This is a genomic window from Lacipirellula limnantheis (assembly GCF_007746075.1).
GTDB lineage: Bacteria > Planctomycetota > Planctomycetia > Pirellulales > Lacipirellulaceae > Lacipirellula > Lacipirellula limnantheis.
Genome location: NZ_CP036339.1, coordinates 2458335 through 2475564, shown reverse-complemented (window position 1 = coordinate 2475564; position 17230 = coordinate 2458335). Strand labels below are relative to the sequence as shown.

The window sequence follows — 17230 nt, the reverse complement described above, 5'->3', positions numbered from 1 at the left end:
TGACGCTCGCCCTTACAAATTGACAACATGCGCATTTACCTCGACAACGCCGCCACTAGCTGGCCCAAACCGGAAGCCGTCTACGCCGCGGTCGACCATTACCAGCGTGAAATCGGCATCGCCGCCGGTCGCGGCGGCTACAATGACGCCGTCGCCGCCCAGCGGATCGTCGAATCGGCCCGCCGCGAGCTCGCCACCCTCATCAATGCGCCGAACCCCAACCACATCATCCACGGCTGCAACGGGACCGACTCGCTCAACCTCGCGATCCACGGCACGCTCCGCCCCCGCGACCACGTCGTCGCGTCGGTGACCGATCACAACTCGGTGCTTCGTCCGCTCGCCGACGAGACGCGCTTTCGCGACGTGACGGTTACCTACGTCGGCTGCGACGCGCAGGGCTTGATCGATCCCGACGACGTGCGACGCGCTATCCAGCCCAACACGCGCATGGTGATCGCCACCCACGCTTCGAACGTCACCGGCGCCATCCAGCCCCTCGCCGAAATCGCCGCTGTCGCGAAAGGCGCCGACAAGCTGCTGATGGTCGACGCCTCCCAGTCGGCTGGGCACGTCGGCATCGACGTTCAGAACCTGAACATCGACCTCCTCGCCGCCAGCGGCCACAAGGGGCTATTGGGCCCGCCGGCGACGGGGTTTCTGTATATTCGCGAAGGGGTGGAGGATCTCGTCCACCCAACGCGTCAGGGCGGGACGGGCTTCGAGAGCCAGCTCGACCGCATGCCGGACGAGTTGCCGACGCGCTACGAGGCGGGCAGTCTGAACGGCTCCGGCATCGCCGGTCTGGCGGCGGCAGTGCGCTTCCTGCGCGAGCGGACGATCGAAGCAGTGGCCGCCCACGAAAACATGCTCGTGAAGCGATTGTGGGAAGGGCTCGCAGCGCTCCCCGGCGTGCGTCTCTACGGGCCGCCCCCCTCCCCCCAGCGTGGGCCCGTTGTCAGCTACAGCGCCCGTGGATATGATCCGCAGGAGTTTACGGCCGCCCTCGACGCGGCGCGCGGCATCCAGGCTCGCGCGGGCCTGCATTGTGCCCCGAAGATGCATCAGGCGCTCGGCACCTTCGATGCCGGCGGCCTCGTGCGGATGAGCGTCGGCTGGGCCACCACCGTCGAGGAGATCGATGAGGTGCTGAACGTGGCCTCGGCGATCGCCGGAGCGTAGACGCGCTGCGGCCAACCACCAGGATGGAGTCACCAAACGCCATGGCCAAACGCCCCGCTGACGCCGCGAGCGAGCCCTGGTACGCCGACGGGCTTTGCTTCGCCTGCACCGGGTGCGGCGACTGCTGTGGCGGCGGTCCTGGCTACGTCTGGGTAAATCAGGCTGAGATCGACGCCCTAGCCGCTCGCGTGGCAATGTCGCCCGAAGCTTTCGAGAAAAAGTACGTCAACCAAATCGGCGTCCGCCGCTCGCTCAAGGAAAAGCGCAACTACGACTGCGTCTTCCTCGACGGTGAAACTCGCCGATGTACTGTCTACGAGCAGCGTCCCCGCCAGTGCCGCACCTGGCCCTTCTGGGACTCGAACATCCGCACCCCAGACGCCTGGGAGGCGGCCCAAGAGGCCTGTCCTGGATGCGGCCATGGGAAGCTCTACTCGATCGAGACGATCCAGGAGCAGGCGGCGGTCATTCGGATCTAACCGCCCGAACGCCGCCGAAAGCTGCGCCGGCACGACGCTCCACGCCCGACGCTAGCAGCCGGCTGAAATAATTTGGCCGACTTTAACGATTAGCTGAAGTCTGGCGACTGGCCTGGTCGATGCTAGTTTCCGGGTAGGCATACCATGCCTTGCCCACGTCGTTCTTTGACAATTTGCCATCGCTAGCAATCGATGAAATCGGCGTAAGTGCCGAAAAATCGTCGTGCCGTCTCGCCAAGTTAGGGCGATTTGCGGTCTCGACGCGGGGTCGAGCTTTCTTGACTCTAATGCTTACGCCAATTACACTTGGAGCGAGTGAACGCCCTTCACTAGCACGATCGTCGTCCGCCGAAAGGACCGCGAGCTTGTCATAGGGGAACTCTTCGTGACCAAGAAAGAAATCGTGAAGACCATCTCAGAGGAGATCGGCCTCACGCAATTGAAGACCAAAGAGATCGTCCAGAAGACGTTCGACGCCATCGTCGAAACGCTGGTCGAAGATCATCGGATTGAGCTGCGGAATTTTGGCGTCTTCGAAGTGAAGCGCCGGGCCGCTCGCAAGGCGCGCAACCCGCGCACCGGTGAGAAAGTCTTTGTCCCCGAAAAGTTTGTGGTCACCTTCAAACCGGGCAAAGAGATGGAGGAGCGAGTTCGCGAGCTGGAACGTCGCGCGAATGAGGCCGCTCGCCAACAGGCGATGCAGAGCAATCACGCCGCGGCGACGCCGCCGTCAGCTTCTCCGCCGCACGAAACATTTGGCTCCGCAACGAGTTACGAACCCGGTTCGGGCAACTCGGCGTAGTAGCCGCCTCGAAACTTTTCACAGCCGACAGCAATGCCGGCAGCACGTCGGTAAAGGTCAGTCTCGACGTAAGTCGATACGCTCGCTAGGATTGCCGCCCCTCGGTAGAGGGAGTGCATCTGCCGACAGCTTATCAGGAATCTACTCGAACCACGTTGATCGCGCCCGCTCGGAGCGCATGGACGCGTTCGACAAAGCGTAAATAGTGAGATCGTTGGACCTTACGTCACACACTCGTGAGGGCGTGAAGTCCTGTTTGCAGCTCAAGGAGGAGCTACGCTCATGCGCCATTGGCTCATTTCAACCGCGCTGGCCTGCACGCTGCTAAGCAGCACGGGCTGTTTGATTCCGATCTACTCCGGCGACCCGGCGCGACGCGCGCAGGAGCTGTTTTATAGTTCAGAGAACCTCCGCGCCCTGCTCGATGAGTGGGAACGGATCTGGTTCCTGGATATGCCGACCCACCTGACGCCCCATAGCGTCCATGGCGGCATCATCTAGTCTGACCTGGCCCGCGAGGGCCGGATCGTACTGATCGTCCACGCGCGGCGTGTGCGGGCCCTCCATGGCCCGCGCACGCCGCTTCCATGCGCCCGTTGCCCACGGCAAGGCTCGCAGGCTAGATTCACAGGGTTGCTGCCGCCACGCGCCATTCGAGCCTTCAGCCACCCGATACCCGTTGTCCCTCGCCCCACCAACGTCGCCGGCCGCTCCCGAGATCGATTTGCGGATCACGCTTGGCCGGCTCACGCTCCCGAACCCAATTCTCGTGGCCTCCGGGACCTTTGGCTACGCCCGCGAGATGGAGCGTCTTGTCGACCTCTCGCGCCTGGGGGGCATCCTCCCTAAAACGGTGACGCGGGAGGCTAGGCCCGGCAACGCCCCGTGGCGGACGGTGGAAACTCCTTCCGGGATGCTGAACTCAATCGGCCTCGACAATGACGGGATCGACGCGTTCGTCGAACATCATCTGCCGTATCTGGCTGCTCGGGGCGCCCCGATCATCGTGAGCATCGCCGGACGAACGGCGGAAGAGTTCGTCGAGATGTCGGCAATGGTGGGCGACGCCGCCGGCGCCGCCGCGGTGGAGCTGAACATTTCCTGCCCGAATGTGAGCCATGGCGTCGACTTCGGCGTAAACGGCGTGCTCTGCGAAAAGCTAGTCGCCGCTTGCCGCGCCGCCTGCCGATTGCCAATCATCGCCAAGCTGACGCCAAACGTCACGAGCATCGCCGAGATTGCCAAGGCGGCCGAGGCGGGCGGCGCCGACGCGATTTCGCTGATCAACACCTGCCAAGGGATGGCCGTCGACTGGCGACGACAGCGGCCGATCCTCGGCAACGTCATCGGCGGGCTCAGCGGTCCCGCGATCAAGCCGATCGCGTTGCGTTGCGTTTACCAAGCGGCCCAGGCAGTGACGACGCCGCTCATCGGCATCGGCGGCATCGCTTCCGTGGACGACGTCATGGAGTTCATCGTCGCCGGAGCGTCCGCCGTTCAACTGGGGACGGTCAACTTCTACAATCCAACGGTCTCGATGGCGGTGCTCGACGCCCTCCCCGCAGCCATCGCCACCCTTGGCGCGACCGGCGTGGCAGAAGTCGTCGGCTCGCTGCAGCTCAAACGCAACTAAGCTCAACCAAGAACATCGCCCATGCGCGTCCTCAGCGGCATCCAACCGACCGGCCCCTTTCACTGGGGCAATTACTTCGGAGCCATCCAGCAGTACGTCGACCTGCAAGACCAGGCGGCCGAGGCGTACTACTTCATAGCGAACCTCCATGCGCTCAACACGGTGCGCGACCGGGAGAAGCTGCAAGAGTACACGCTCAACGGCGCGATTGACCTGCTGGCGCTGGGGCTGAAGCCCGAGAAGGCGGTGCTGTTCGTCCAGTCCGACGTGCCGGAGGTGAGCGAGCTCTGCTGGCTGCTGCTGACCGGCACGCCGATGGGTCTGCTGGAGCGCTGCGTCAGTTACAAGGACAAGATGGCCAAGGGACTGAAGGCCGACGCGGGACTTTTCACCTACCCCGTGCTCCAGGCGGCCGACATTCTCGCGTACGACTCGAACATCGTCCCGGTCGGCGAAGACCAAATCCAGCATATCGAAGTCTGCCGCGACATCGCCGGCAGCTTCAATCATCACTTTGGTGAGACGTTCGTCATGCCGAAGGCGAAGGTGCTCGACTCGTCGGCACGCGTGCCGGGCCTCGACGGCGAGAAAATGTCGAAGAGCTACAACAACACGCTTGCCGTGTTCGACGACGTGAAGGCGCAGCGCAAGCAAATCATGCGGATCACGACCGACAGCCGCCCGATGGAAGAGCCGAAGAATCCTGACGGCGACGTGTTGTTCGATTTATACAAACTCGTGGCGACTGAATCGCAAGTCGCCGACATGACCGCCCTCTACGCCCGCGGCGGCTTTGGCTATGGCGAAGTAAAGAAGGCGCTCGCTGACGCCGCCGAGACGTACTTCGCCGAAGCGCGCGAGCGACGCGCTGCTTGGGCGGCCCGGCCCGACGATGTGCGCGACGTGCTCAAATCCGGAGCCGCGAAGGCCCGCGCGAAAGCGGCGGCGACGCTGGCCCGCGCCCAAAGCGCCTGCGGGGCTAAAGGATACTAACGATGGCCGCCCGCATCATTGGCATCGGCACCGACATCATCGAGTGCCTCCGGATCGCTCAGATGATCGAGCGTCACGGCGAGATTTTCATTCGCCGCGTCTACACCGATCACGAGATCGCCTACTGCTCGTCGAAGCGGGCCGCTACGCAACACTACGCCGGCCGCTGGGCGGCCAAGGAAGCGGTGCTCAAGGCGCTCGGCACCGGCTGGGTACGCGGCATCAGTTGGCGCGACGTCGAGGTCCGGCACAAAGCGGGAGGCGCGCCGATCGTCGCCCTGCGCGGCGGGGCGCGAGAAGTCTTCGAGCGATCGGGCATCGCCCACATGCACCTCAGCATTTCCCACTGCCGCAGCCACGCGACGGCCTATGCCATCGCCGAGGCCGACCCAGTGGACGAGTAAGCGAAACGGTTGAACCGCCTCAGCGTCGCTGCCCAATCAATCGCTGCTGTCGTCGACGGCAACTTTCTTGGTTGCTTTCTTTGCGGTCTTCGCAGCTGGCTTTTTCGTGACGCCCTTTTTCGGCGCCGCCTTCTTGGTCGCCGCTTTCTTCTTCGCGGCCTTCTTTTTCGGCGGGCCCATCGCGGCCTTCTCAGCGAGCATCGCGAGCGCCTCATCGAAGGTCAACTCTTCAACCGTCATTCCCTTTCGCAGCGAGAGATTCGTCTCGCCGTCGGTGATGTACGGGCCGTAGCGGCCGTCGAGCACCTGCACGGGCTTTTCGGTCACCGGCGACGCTTTCTCAAAGGTTCGCAGCGGCTCCTTCTTGGCTGCCGCGCCGCGGCCGCGCGTCTTCGGCTCGGCGAGCAGCTTGATCGCTTGCTCCAGCGTCACGTCGAGCGGCGAGACGTCGCTCGGCAGCGAACGCGTGTCGTCGCCGCACTTCACATAGGGGCCAAACCGGCCGTTGTAGGCCATGATCGGCTTCTGCTGCTCGGGATGGTCGCCCAGGTTGCGCGGCAGCGTCAGTAGTTTCAGAGCCGTTGCCAGGTCAATGTCGGCGGGGCTCATCCCCTTGAGCAGCGAGGCGTTCTGCGGCTTCTCTTCGTCTTCGGGAGTGCCGCGCTGGATGTAGGGTCCAAAGCGGCCCGTCTTCAAGTAGACCGGCTTGTGCGTGTCGGGGCAGATGCCGAGCGGTTCGTCCCCCTGCGCCGCTTGCTCCAGCAGCGCGAGCGCCATTTCCAACGTCACTTCGTCGGGAGGCGTCTCTTCCGGCAGCGAACCCGTGCGGTCCCCCTGCTCGACAAACGGCGAGTAGCGGCCGACCCGTACAAACACCGGCGCCTGTCCTTCGGGCGTGCCGATGAGAATCCGCCCGATACGGGCCGGATCGATCTCGTCGATCTTGTTCTCGAGTTGTTTCTTGAGTCCCGGAGCGCCGTTGCCGTAATAGAACTTGTCGAGGTAACTGACCGACTCCTGCTCGCCGCGGCTAATGGCGTCGAGATCGTCCTCCATTTGCGCAGTGAATTGATAATCCACCAGCGACGATAGGTGGTCTTCCAGCAGTTGGACGACGGAAAATGCCACCCACGTCGGGACCAGCGCGTTCTGCTTCTTAAAGACGTAATTGCGCGCGAGAATCGTATCGATAATCGACGCGTAGGTACTTGGCCGCCCGATGCCTCGTTCTTCGAGCGCCTTCGTCAGCGACGCTTCACTGTAACGACCGGGGGCTTGCGTCGTATGCTCCTTGGCGTCGAGCGCCGTGCACGTCAGTAGTTCGCCGACTTCGACGCTGGGGAGCACTTTTTCTTGATCTGCGAGCTCGGCGCTCGGATCATCCGATCCTTCGACGTATGCCCGCAAGTAACCCGGGAAGTCAATCGTCTTGCCGCTTACCTGGAAGACGCAGCCTTCGCCTTCGATGGTGATCGAAATCCGCCGACCGCGGGCGTCGGCCATCTGGCTTGCAATGGTCCGCTTCCAAATCATCTCGAAGATGCGGAACTCATCGACGCCGAGCTGCGAACGCATCGTTTCCGGCAATTCGAACGGATGGCCCGCTGGGCGGATCGCCTCGTGCGCCTCCTGGGCGTTCTTTACTTTGGAGCGGTAGATTCGCGGCTCAGCGGGGAGGAACTCGCTGCCATAGTTCTTGTCGACCAGATCGCGCGCGCCTTCGATGGCAACCGACGCGAGGTTTGTCGAATCGGTGCGCATGTAGGTGATGTGGCCGTTTTCGTAGAGGCTCTGTGCCACCTGCATCGTCCGCCGCGCGGTGAACCCGAGCTTGCGGTTAGCTTCCTGCTGCAGCGTGCTGGTGGTGAACGGCGGCGACGGCTTGCTGCTGTAAGGCTTATCCTCGATTGACGCGACGCGGAACTTTCCGCTGCGAATTCGCGCAGCCAGCGCCGCCGCCGCTGGGCCGTCGAGCAGCATCATCTCCGGATTCTTCAGCTTGCCGGTCGCCGAATCGAAATCCTTACCCGCGGGAATTCGACGGCCATCGACCGAGATCATCGTCGCCTCGAGCGACTGCTTGTCGACCTTGGCAAAGCTGCCGAGCAAGTCCCACCAAGTGGCCGAGACGAAGGCCATCCGCTCGCGCTCGCGTTCGACGATCAGCCGCACCGCGACGCTTTGCACGCGCCCGGCCGATAGCTTCGGGCGAACCTTCCGCCACAACAGCGGCGAAACCTCGTAGCCGTACAGCCGGTCCAGAATGCGTCGCGTCTCCTGTGCGCGCACTAACCCTTCGTCGACCTGCCGGGGGGACTCGATCGCCGCCTGGATGGCGTCTTTGGTGATTTCGTGGAACACCAAGCGATGGACTGGCACCTTTGGCTTGAGGATCTCCAGCAGATGCCAGCTGATCGCCTCCCCTTCGCGATCCTCGTCCGTCGCCAGATAAAGAGCGTTGGCGCCCTTCAATTGGTCTTTGAGCAGCTTGATCTGTTTTGTCTTTCCCGGCGGGATGACGTAGATCGGCGTGAAGCCGTCGGTGACGTTCACGCCCAGATTCGCCCACGACTCCTTCTTATACTCCGCGGGGACTTGCTTGGCGCCTTGCGGCAAATCGCGAACGTGGCCGATGCTGGCCTCGACGCGAAAATTCTTGCCGAGGTACTTGCCGATCGTTCGCGCCTTGGCCGGTGATTCGACGATCACGAGCGCTTGGCCGGCTGATTCGGAGGGGGAGCTTTTTTTGGCCATCGGTCGGCAATGGGGGCTAGGCGCGATCGCGAGATCAGGGTCGTCGAAACATCAACTTGAATTGAAAGTGCCGTCAGAACTCAGAACTCGACGACGAACCGTCAGGTGCTGGAATTATCCGTTCACGGGCAAGGCGGCCGTAAACAAACTTTCGCCAAGCGGCAGCCGCGGACAATCTGCGGCAATCGTCAGGAGCGGCGCCAGCTGAAAACTTTCCCCAGCTATCGCGAACTTCCAAAAGCTGACCGCAAGCCTACCGACCGTCACGAATCCGGCGCTGACGAAACCCTTGCCAGCCCCTTCTCCGACACGCGCGAATCGGCGATACTCCCTTGTTGGGATTGCGTTTACGTCGATTCTCAATAGAATCAGCATCCTTCATTTCGCGACTTCCGCTGGTCAATCATTACTTTTCGGCGGGGCCGCCTGTCAAGAAGCCTGACCAAGTTTAGACCTCTTCGCTGGACAGGATTCACAGCTGGCACGCCGGCGATAGCACGATCTTAGGACAATTTCATGGCGAGTCCGTTCCGCTATTTTCGCAAGCACACCAAGGTTTTCATGGCCGTGGCGGTCGTGTTGCTGATGTTCATCTGGGTCGTCGGCAGCGCGATGAGCGGCGGCGGACCCGGCGGCAACGACAATCCCGGCACTGCCTCGGTCGCCACTTGGAACGGCGGGTCGCTGGATCAGAACCAACTTAATGCGCTCGTCGCCCACCGTTTGATCACGGACGAATTCCTGAAACGCGTTTTCGCTCAGGGAGGCGGCCGCTCGGAGTACGACCTCCCGATCGACATTCCGTGGCGCGGCCTGCTGCTCGGCGATCAACAACGCGACGCGATCGAGCAAATCGTCATTCAAACCGACGTGGAGGCCGATCTTGCCAAGCGAGCCGGCATCACCGTCAGCGACGATTTGATCAGCGACTACATCGCCAAGATGGGGCTCGGCAAACTGAACTCGGGTCAGCTTGAACAGATTCTCGCCAGCGTCGGGAACGGAAACCCGCGCACCAGCGAGGGGATCGTCATGGGGACGCTCCGCAAAATGCTGGCGGCGTATTTCTACACTCGCATGTATGCCGATCCGGCGCTGGTAGTCCTGCCGCATCAGCGGTGGCAGGACTGGAAGCAAGTGAACGACCGCATTTCGCTGCAGGTCGCCGTGTTGCCAGTCGACAAGTTCCTCGCCGAAGTCCCGGAACCGAACGACGATCAGCTCAAAGCGTTGTTCAACGATTTCAAGGAGTTTGACCCTGGGCGTCGGGTCGACGTCGGCGGTCGCGTCCTTCCATCGCCGGATCCCGGCTTCGCCGAGCCGCAGCGAGTTCGTCTGCAGTACCTCAAGGGAAGCGTGGCCGACCTCGCCGAGAAGCTGATGGACAAGGTGTCGGAAACCGACATCGCCTACTACTACGAGCAGAATAAAGACACCGACTTTCTGAAGATGGATGTTCCAGCCTCGCCGGCCGACGCAGGCGAGAGCGTACCGGAATCGACGTCGCCCGCCACGCCAAGCGAGGAAACGCCAGCGGCCGAAACGCCCGCCGAGCCTGCCGACCCCACGAGCGGGGAGGCCGCGACTCCCGCCGAAGCTCCCGCTGCCGCTGCGCCAGCAGAAACCCCCGCCGCGCCCGCAGAACCGGCCAGCTCAGACGCGGAGGCCGCGCCGGCAGCAGAAGAGGCCACGGGGCAGGAGTCGTCCGACGTACGGCCAGCCAGCCCGTTCCGTTTGGTTTCTTTCCAAGACGCTCCCGATGCTTCCGCACCCGCCGAGACGCCAGCGACGGAACCCGAGACGCCCCCCGCATCGGGGCCGGCCAGCGAACCTGCGGCGGCGCCAGCGGAGACGACGGAACCGGCGCCTGTCGCCGCAGCGGTCGAAAGCGAGCCGACGGGCGCCGTGACGACGCCCGCCGCGCCTGCCGCCGCCGACAAGTACGAGCCCCTGGACAATGTGCGCGATGAAATCCGCCGTGAGCTCGCGCGCGACATGGCCGTCAAAGAACTCGATCGCATCATGGGCGAGTCGATGGCGCAGCTGCAAACCGAGTTCAACGCGTACGGCATTGCCGTGATCGAAGCGACGGAGGCGGGAAAGAAGACACCCAAGCCGCCGGCCAAGCTAGCCGACCTGCAATGGCTGGCTGACAAGAACGCCCTTGTTTACGAAAAGATGAGCCCGCTGACGGCGCCGGAACTTTATGACACGCCAGTCGGCAAAGCCATCGGCACGGCGACGCAGGAAATGACCGTCGCCCAGGCCGCGTTTTACGCGCTGAAGCCATTCGAGCCGTTCATGGCGAGCGAGCTCGAAGGCGACGTCTACATTGTTATGAAGACCGAGGATATCCCGCGTCGAGTTCCGGATTTCAAGGAAGTCCGCGATCGAGTCGCCGCCGCCTGGAAGCAACGCGAAGCCGCGAAGCTGGCTGAAAAAAAGGCAAAAGAGCTCGCAACCGAGATTCAGAAGAGCAATACTCCCTTTGATCAGTTTTTCTTCGCCGACCGCGGCTTCGAAGTGATCAAGGAAACGGCCCTGTTTAGCTGGCTGAACTATCCAACCGGCCGCGCCGGCTTCGGTTCGCTGCCCAGCCTCAGCGATATTCCCGAACTGAAAGGCATCGGTCCGCAATTCATGGAGACGGTCTTCGGGCTGGCCGACAACGAGACGGTTGGCGTCCTGAACTACGACCAAACGGCGGCCTATGTCGTGCGCATCGCTCGCAAACAGTGGAGCGACGACGAACTCAAGAAGCTCTTTCTCGAAGAGTCCGAATCATGGCCTGGCGGTCGCGACATGCTGTTCAAACACGCGTCGATTTTCAATAACGCCGTCGAGAATGACATGTTCACTGAGCGCGCCGGACTGAAGTTCGACGAAAAGTGGCTGCAAGAACGTCAGAAGCGTCAGCAGCGGTAGAGCCTATAGCCCCTGGCTTCGCCAGGGGGTAGCACCACGCAGGGCATCGCGTCCCGGTACGCAAGCCGACCCCCTGGCGGAGCCAGGGGCTGAACAATCAAACAAAAAAAAGCCCGCCTTCCACATGTTTGGAAGGCGGGCTTAGCTTGTCTCAACAGTCGCGGATAACGCTTAACCGCGCGTCGGCTTCAGCACCACGACCGACAATGGCGGCAACGTGAGCGAGATCGAGAACGGACGCCCGTGGCTCTCGCTTTCCTCGGCCATCACGCCAGGGTAGTTTCCGACGTTGCTGCCGCCGTAGTACGCAGAATCGGAATTGAAGACCTCTCCATACCAGCCGCCTTCGGGAACGCCCAGGCGGTAGTTATGACGCGGCACCGGCGTGAAATTGCAGGCGACCACCGTAAAGTCATTGGGATCCTTCGCCCGGCGGACGTAGGCCAGGATGCTGTTGGCGTAGTTGTGGCAATCGATCCACTCGAAGCCAGCGCTCTCGAAGTCGACCTGGTGGAACGATTTCTCGCGACGGTAGAGCTGATTGAGATCACCGACCATCTTTTGGACGCCCTGATGGGTGTCCCATTGCAGCAGGTCCCACTGCAGTTCGGCGTCGTGATTCCATTCGTTCCACTGGCCGATTTCGCAGCCCATGAACAACAGCTTCTTGCCCGGGTGAGTCCACTGGTAGGCGTAAAGCAACCGCAGGTTCGCGAAGCGCTGCCACAGGTCGCCCGGCATCTGGTCGAGCAAGGCGCCCTTCCCGTGCACCACTTCATCGTGCGAGAACGGCAGCGTGAAGTTCTCGGTGAAGGCATAGATCAGCGAGAACGTCAGCTCGTCGTGGTGGTATTGGCGGTGAATCGGCTCGTGCCGGAAGTACCGCAGCGTGTCGTTCATCCACCCCATGTTCCACTTCAGGCTGAACCCGAGGCCTCCGAGATACGTCGGCCGCGAGACGCCGCCCCAGGCAGTTGATTCCTCGGCGACGGTCAGCGCGCCAGGGTGTTGCTGGTGAACTTGTTCGTTGAATTCCTTGAGGAACGAGATCGCCTCGAGGTTCTCGCGGCCGCCGTACTGGTTGGGGATCCACTCGCCTTCATTGCGGCTGTAGTCGAGGTAGAGCATCGACGCCACGGCGTCGACGCGGAGCCCGTCGATGTGGTACTTGTCGAGCCAGAACAATGCGTTCGACGTGAGGAAGTTCCGCACCTCGTTGCGACCGTAATTGAAGACCTTCGTCCCCCAGTCGGGGTGCTCTCCTTGACGCGGATCGGCGTGCTCGTAGAGCGCCGTTCCGTCGAACGTCGCCAGCCCGTGACCATCCTTCGGAAAGTGGGCCGGCACCCAATCGATGAGCACGCCAATATTGTGCTGGTGGCAGTGATCGACGAAGTACATGAAGTCTTCGGGCGTGCCGTAGCGGCTGGTGGCCGCATAGTAGCCGACCGTCTGGTAACCCCAACTGCCCGTGAACGGATGCTCGCTGACCGGCATCAATTCCAAGTGGGTGAAGCCCATGTTCTGGCAGTATTCGACCAGTTGGTGGGCCAATTCGCGATAGTTGAGCCACTGCGTCTCGCCGCCGTGGTTTTTTCGCCAGCTGCCGAGATGGACTTCGTAAATCGACATCGGAGCGTCGAGCGCGTTGGCGCCCTCGGCTCGCCGAGCCATCCACTCGTGGTCGTTCCACTTGTAGCCGTTGAGATCGGCGACGATGTTGGCCGTCCGCGGCGGCAATTCCGCGGCGAATCCGTAGGGATCACACTTCTCGAGCACCTGGCCGCCACGCGCCTTGACCGAGTACTTGTAAAGCAAGCCGGGCTTCGCATCAGGAATGAACAGTTCCCACACGCCCGTGGGAATGTGCTTCCGCATCGCGTGCTTACGGCGATCCCAGCCATTAAAATCGCCGATGATGCTGACGCTTTCGGCGTTAGGCGCCCAGACGGCGAAGTTGACGCCGTTCACGCCGCCGATCGTTCGAAGGTGGGCGCCGAGCTTTTCATAGCTTTGCCAGTGTCGGCCTTCGCCCAGGAGGTAAAGGTCGTACTCGCTTAATAGCGGTGGGAAGGCATACGGATCGTGAGAGGTCGTCTGCTCGCCCGCCGAATTGACGGCCCGGAGCTGGTAGGTGCGCCCTTGTTCCACGTCATGAATCTCCGGTCCACAGATGGCTTCGAATAGGCCGGCGGGATGAATCCGCCGCATGGGCTTCGATTCGCCCGCTCGCGGATCGACCAACCAAGCCTGCTGTGACTGCGGCAAGTATGCCCGCACCGCCAACGCCTGACGGCCATTCTCTTCGATCACATGCGGGCCCAGCACCTCGAACGGATTTTCGTGGTAGCCGTGGATAACTGGGTTAATCGCGTTGACGTCGACGGTGGATCGCACGGTGGTCTATCCTGGTTACAGTTGTACTTGAAACGACCGCAGCCTGCTGGAGTGGCCGCGGCCGGTAATGGTTTCCGGGTCGGAGCGGGAGACAATCTCTGGAGGGGCTGGGGAAGCGATCGGGCGCCGCCGACCTTGTCGAAATTCTGGGGGCGGGACGGGACTTTAGCCGGCAGCGAGGGCCGACGGGCGGAATGCGTCGGTTAGCAAGCCGGCCGCGTGAGTGGCCCGACGGAGGCCTTCGGTGGCGAGCGTAAAACGACCGCGCCGGGGCGTGGCAACGACCACAGGTTCAGCCTCTTGCATAACCGGCGCCGGTTCCGCTTCGACTTCCCCGCCGAACTGCCAAAGTCGGCAATCGACCTGATGGTAATTGAGGGCCCGGTCAACGCGCTTCCACAGGTCGTGATCGCGGACCGGCACGACGCGCCCGAAGCGTTCCCACTGCCAACCATTGGCTCGCCAGTCGTTCAGTCCGCGCTTCAGGCCGCGATTGACATAGCGACTTTTGGTGACCAGGGTCACCCGGGCGGAAAGGTCGATCGCTTCCAAACCGCGAACGACCGCTAAGAGTTCCAAACGTTCGTGGCACTCGATCGGCTCGAAGTCGGTCGCAGAGAACGTTTCACCAGTGGCAACGTTCTCCAGCACGAAACGCCAGGAGCCGCCTAGGCTGGGATCGATCGTGGCTTCGGCGAAGAGCAAATAATGGACGGCGGGAGCGGTCAGCATGTCAGTCGTTCCAGCGGGTCCGGCCGAAGTATGCTTCGCCGGACTCAGCGGGCAGGATCCTCGGCGGCGGCGTCCGTGGGCCGAGGCGGTGACTGTGGGTGGGGAGTCGCGTCCCTTGCGAATCAGACCGTGACACGTGTTCGATCTAGAGAACCGTATCGGCAGCCTTTTCGCAATCGCTCCAGCTTAACAGCGAAAAAGTGGAGCCTAATATGGAGTTACGCCCTGCGCATTGCCCGGGCGGTCGCGCTCGCGTCGCGAAAAGATTGCGGGTTCTAACGATCGAAGCGACGGCGCTGCTGGTGTTGGGCGTTCACCAGTTCCGCGAGCCTTTGACGATCGGTTAGCGTTGCTCCGCCGTCGAGGACGGCCCAGGTGAGGCGGGCGATTTCCTGCTCAATGAGCCGAGCATCCGCGGGAGCGACGACCGGCGCTGGCGAACCCTGATGACTGGGCTGAGCCGTCCCGAACAGGACGGGGGCCGCGCTCAGGTCGAAGGCATTGGTATCGCGAAGCATGGTCAGCTACTCCTTTGCCGCCCGGACGAAAATAGGGCGGGCTTTCGTTAACTCGACACGGAATCGGTCGAAGCGGTTCACATCCTGCGGGGCCGCCGGAAGAGTTGAGTAAAGGCCAACGCAAGTCGTATGCCGTCGAATCAACTTCCGTTACCGAGGCCTTTCTCGCGTCCTATTCAAATAGCGTTAAGGTCACGCAGCAAAAGACTTTGCGATCGTTCTGTCGCCGTCGATCGGGGCCACCCGAGCAAGCGTTGTCCGCCGCCCGGGGTCGCCTAGCGCCGGTGCACGCTTGCACGGAATGTCGGCAGCCGGCGATCCCACGGCGAGGCCATCGCCGGATGCGGACTCCGCGCCGCGCGAACGGGTTAGGCCCGATATGCCGTTCATGTCGCCAGGGAAGGGGCCGATGCCGGAGCCCTCCCACCCCGCGAGAGGGGCGTCATGACATAAGCTTCAATCGGAGAGACCTTCATTCCCAACGCGAAGTTCATCCATTCCCAGCCCCACAGCGTGGGGTCCCACCTTCCGGTCCCGCAATTCCTCAGCGGAGTCCTCCCATGCAATTCGGTATGTATCTGGTCGACAACGGACTCCTTTCCACGCAGGCGTTCTACAAGGCGTTGAAGCTGCAGATGCGTTCGCGGCCGCAGCTGGGCACGCTCGCGATCGAGACCCGCCGGCTCACCGTCAAGCAGATGTTCACCATCCTGCAGGAGCAATGCGATACGCCACAGCAGTTGTTCGGCGAGATCGCGATCCGTCTGGGATACCTGACGAACGAAGACCTAAATCAGCTGCTGGAGGAGCAAGCGCGTCACATGGCGTCGCTTCCTGATGTGCTCGTCGAGCATGGATTTCTGTCAGCGGAGGTGGTGAACGAGCAGTATGCGACCTACCGCCACAGCTCCCGGCAAGCAGAGCCCGAGTTGGAATTGACGAACGCATAGTTCTTCGTCTTCGGTCTATGCCGCCAGATCGATCGCTTGGGCCAGCACCTCGGTGAGACCGGGCAGCGCCCGCAGGTCCGCGGCTAGGCGTGGATGAGCAAACAGACGCACGCGCTTGACGTAGTCGTCGAATTGCTGCTTAGCGAGCGTTTTCACCACGGGCGAGACGTCACCGAGTTGGCGGTAACGGCCCTCCTTCGGGAAAAAGACCTCGATCTGGAATTCGACCTCCAACTCCATGGGCGGTGCGTCGAACAGGATCTCGTGCGGGGCCACGACGCGTCCCAGGCCTCGGCTGGCCAGGCCGGCGAACTGCTCGGCGCAGCGGACGAGCCAGGGATAGGGGCGACGAGCGAGGCGTTCGTAGAGGGCCGGCTCCTGAAACAAGCTGCACTGCGCGACTCGTTTGTAGAGCCGCCGCGACGGGCCGAACAGTCCGTCGAGAAGCTCCGCCGCGGGACCGTCGCCGGCGGACTTCCGCAAGGCGTCGATCATCGGCTGCTCGGTCAGCCGAAAGAGGGCGTCGACGTCGAGGTGGGGATGCAGCAAGTAAAAGGCCCGCTGCAGCATCGCCGTCGCCGAGCGGACAGCGTGATGCCAGTAGACCTCGCTGAACATCACGTAGCGGGCGAAGACCATCATCTCGGCGGCGGTCTTCCCCTTGTCGGTAATGGCGAGCGTGTCGCCCGCTTCGTTGAGGCAAAGGCTCTGGATCAATCGGGGCTGATCGAAGTTGCGGCCGTAGGGGACGCCGGCATGAAGGCTGTCCCGCATGAGATAGTCCATCTTGTCCACGTCGATCGGCCCCGAAAGCATGCTGCGCAGCAGCCGACCGCAGCGGTCGGCCGGTTTGTGCGAGAGCATCTCAACCACGTCTCGGGGCTGAATGTTCCACTCGTGCCGCAATACGTCGGCCAGTTCGCCTTCGAGGAGAAAGCTGTTCGCAAACAGTTCGTGGCTGGGAACCTGGCGAAGGCTGATGTCTTCGATCGGGTGACAGAAGGGCCAGTGCCCTAGATCGTGCAGGAGCGCCGCGACGAGGAACCGCTCCGCCGCCGCAGGCGGGACGGCCGCCTCGAACCGGTCGTTGTCTGCGAGGCGATCGAGGTAGAGCAGCGCCATCCGGTAAACGCCGAGCGAGTGCTCGAACCGCGTATGGTTCGCGGCGGGGTACACGAGGCTCACCAGACCGAGTTGGCTGATGTTCGCCAAGCGTCGGAACTCCGGCGCGTCGATCAAATGCCGCACGCGCGGAGTGAGCGGCACGTCGATTTCGGGCGGGATCCGAATCAAGTGTCGGCTGGCGCGGAGAGCGGTGATTTCCGGGATGTCGCGTAAGGTCGCCATGGTTTCCGTCTGGTCCGCGCTAGAACGTGCCGAGGATCCCCTTCTCTACCATGTGTGCCAAGTTGCCACGTGAAATTGACAGACTCGGGCGTGTTTGCCGCCCCCCCCTTCATT

At 62.5% G+C, this 17230-nt stretch carries 14 protein-coding genes; 9 read left to right on the top strand and 5 right to left on the bottom strand.

Annotated elements, in window-relative coordinates; all coding sequences use genetic code 11:
- Positions 1-27: 27 nt before the first annotated feature.
- From I41_RS09790 to acpS, 7 genes are all read left to right on the top strand, one after another.
- Complete coding sequence (locus I41_RS09790; RefSeq protein ID WP_145432371.1) at positions 28-1182, top strand: aminotransferase class V-fold PLP-dependent enzyme; 1155 nt, start codon at positions 28-30, stop codon at positions 1180-1182.
- 41 nt (positions 1183-1223) lie between these two features.
- On the top strand, positions 1224-1661 hold the full coding sequence (locus I41_RS09785) for a YkgJ family cysteine cluster protein (protein WP_145432370.1): 438 nt from the start codon (positions 1224-1226) through the stop codon (positions 1659-1661).
- 385 nt (positions 1662-2046) lie between these two features.
- The gene (locus tag I41_RS28245) at positions 2047-2463 is read left to right on the top strand and encodes an HU family DNA-binding protein (protein WP_261342486.1); all 417 of its coding nucleotides are present in this window, start codon (positions 2047-2049) and stop codon (positions 2461-2463) included.
- A gap of 282 nt (positions 2464-2745) precedes the next feature.
- On the top strand, positions 2746-2964 hold the full coding sequence (locus I41_RS09775) for a hypothetical protein (protein WP_145432369.1): 219 nt from the start codon (positions 2746-2748) through the stop codon (positions 2962-2964).
- A gap of 178 nt (positions 2965-3142) precedes the next feature.
- Complete coding sequence (locus I41_RS09770; protein WP_246133851.1) at positions 3143-4096, top strand: dihydroorotate dehydrogenase; 954 nt, start codon at positions 3143-3145, stop codon at positions 4094-4096.
- 21 nt (positions 4097-4117) lie between these two features.
- The gene (trpS, locus tag I41_RS09765; RefSeq protein WP_145432367.1) at positions 4118-5089 is read left to right on the top strand and encodes a tryptophan--tRNA ligase; all 972 of its coding nucleotides are present in this window, start codon (positions 4118-4120) and stop codon (positions 5087-5089) included.
- A 2-nt stretch (positions 5090-5091) separates the two neighbouring features.
- Entirely contained in the window at positions 5092-5493 is a 402-nt protein-coding gene (gene acpS, locus I41_RS09760) for a holo-ACP synthase (protein ID WP_145432366.1), read from the top strand.
- Between the two features lie 36 nt (positions 5494-5529).
- Here the strand turns inward: acpS and topA are convergent, their stop codons facing one another.
- On the bottom strand, positions 5530-8247 hold the full coding sequence (gene topA / locus I41_RS09755; RefSeq protein WP_145432365.1) for a type I DNA topoisomerase: 2718 nt from the start codon (positions 8245-8247) through the stop codon (positions 5530-5532).
- 516 nt (positions 8248-8763) lie between these two features.
- Between topA and I41_RS09750 the strand changes: the two genes are divergently transcribed.
- The gene (locus tag I41_RS09750; protein ID WP_145432364.1) at positions 8764-11172 is read left to right on the top strand and encodes a SurA N-terminal domain-containing protein; all 2409 of its coding nucleotides are present in this window, start codon (positions 8764-8766) and stop codon (positions 11170-11172) included.
- A gap of 171 nt (positions 11173-11343) precedes the next feature.
- On the opposite strand, the gene glgB is transcribed toward I41_RS09750, so the two are convergent.
- From glgB to I41_RS09735, 3 genes are all read right to left on the bottom strand, one after another.
- A complete protein-coding gene (glgB, locus tag I41_RS09745) occupies positions 11344-13569 on the bottom strand; it encodes a 1,4-alpha-glucan branching protein GlgB (protein WP_145432363.1) in 2226 nt (741 codons plus the stop codon).
- Between the two features lie 165 nt (positions 13570-13734).
- Positions 13735-14301, bottom strand: a complete 567-nt coding sequence (locus tag I41_RS09740) for an RNase H family protein (protein WP_145432362.1) — start codon at positions 14299-14301, stop codon at positions 13735-13737.
- A gap of 275 nt (positions 14302-14576) precedes the next feature.
- The gene (locus tag I41_RS09735; RefSeq protein WP_145432361.1) at positions 14577-14819 is read right to left on the bottom strand and encodes a hypothetical protein; all 243 of its coding nucleotides are present in this window, start codon (positions 14817-14819) and stop codon (positions 14577-14579) included.
- Positions 14820-15379: 560 nt separating this feature from the next.
- Here I41_RS09735 and I41_RS09730 point away from each other — a divergent pair.
- On the top strand, positions 15380-15769 hold the full coding sequence (locus tag I41_RS09730) for a hypothetical protein (RefSeq protein ID WP_145432360.1): 390 nt from the start codon (positions 15380-15382) through the stop codon (positions 15767-15769).
- Positions 15770-15784: 15 nt separating this feature from the next.
- Here the strand turns inward: I41_RS09730 and I41_RS09725 are convergent, their stop codons facing one another.
- Positions 15785-17116, bottom strand: a complete 1332-nt coding sequence (locus I41_RS09725) for an HD domain-containing protein (RefSeq protein WP_145432359.1) — start codon at positions 17114-17116, stop codon at positions 15785-15787.
- Positions 17117-17230: the final 114 nt, after the last annotated feature.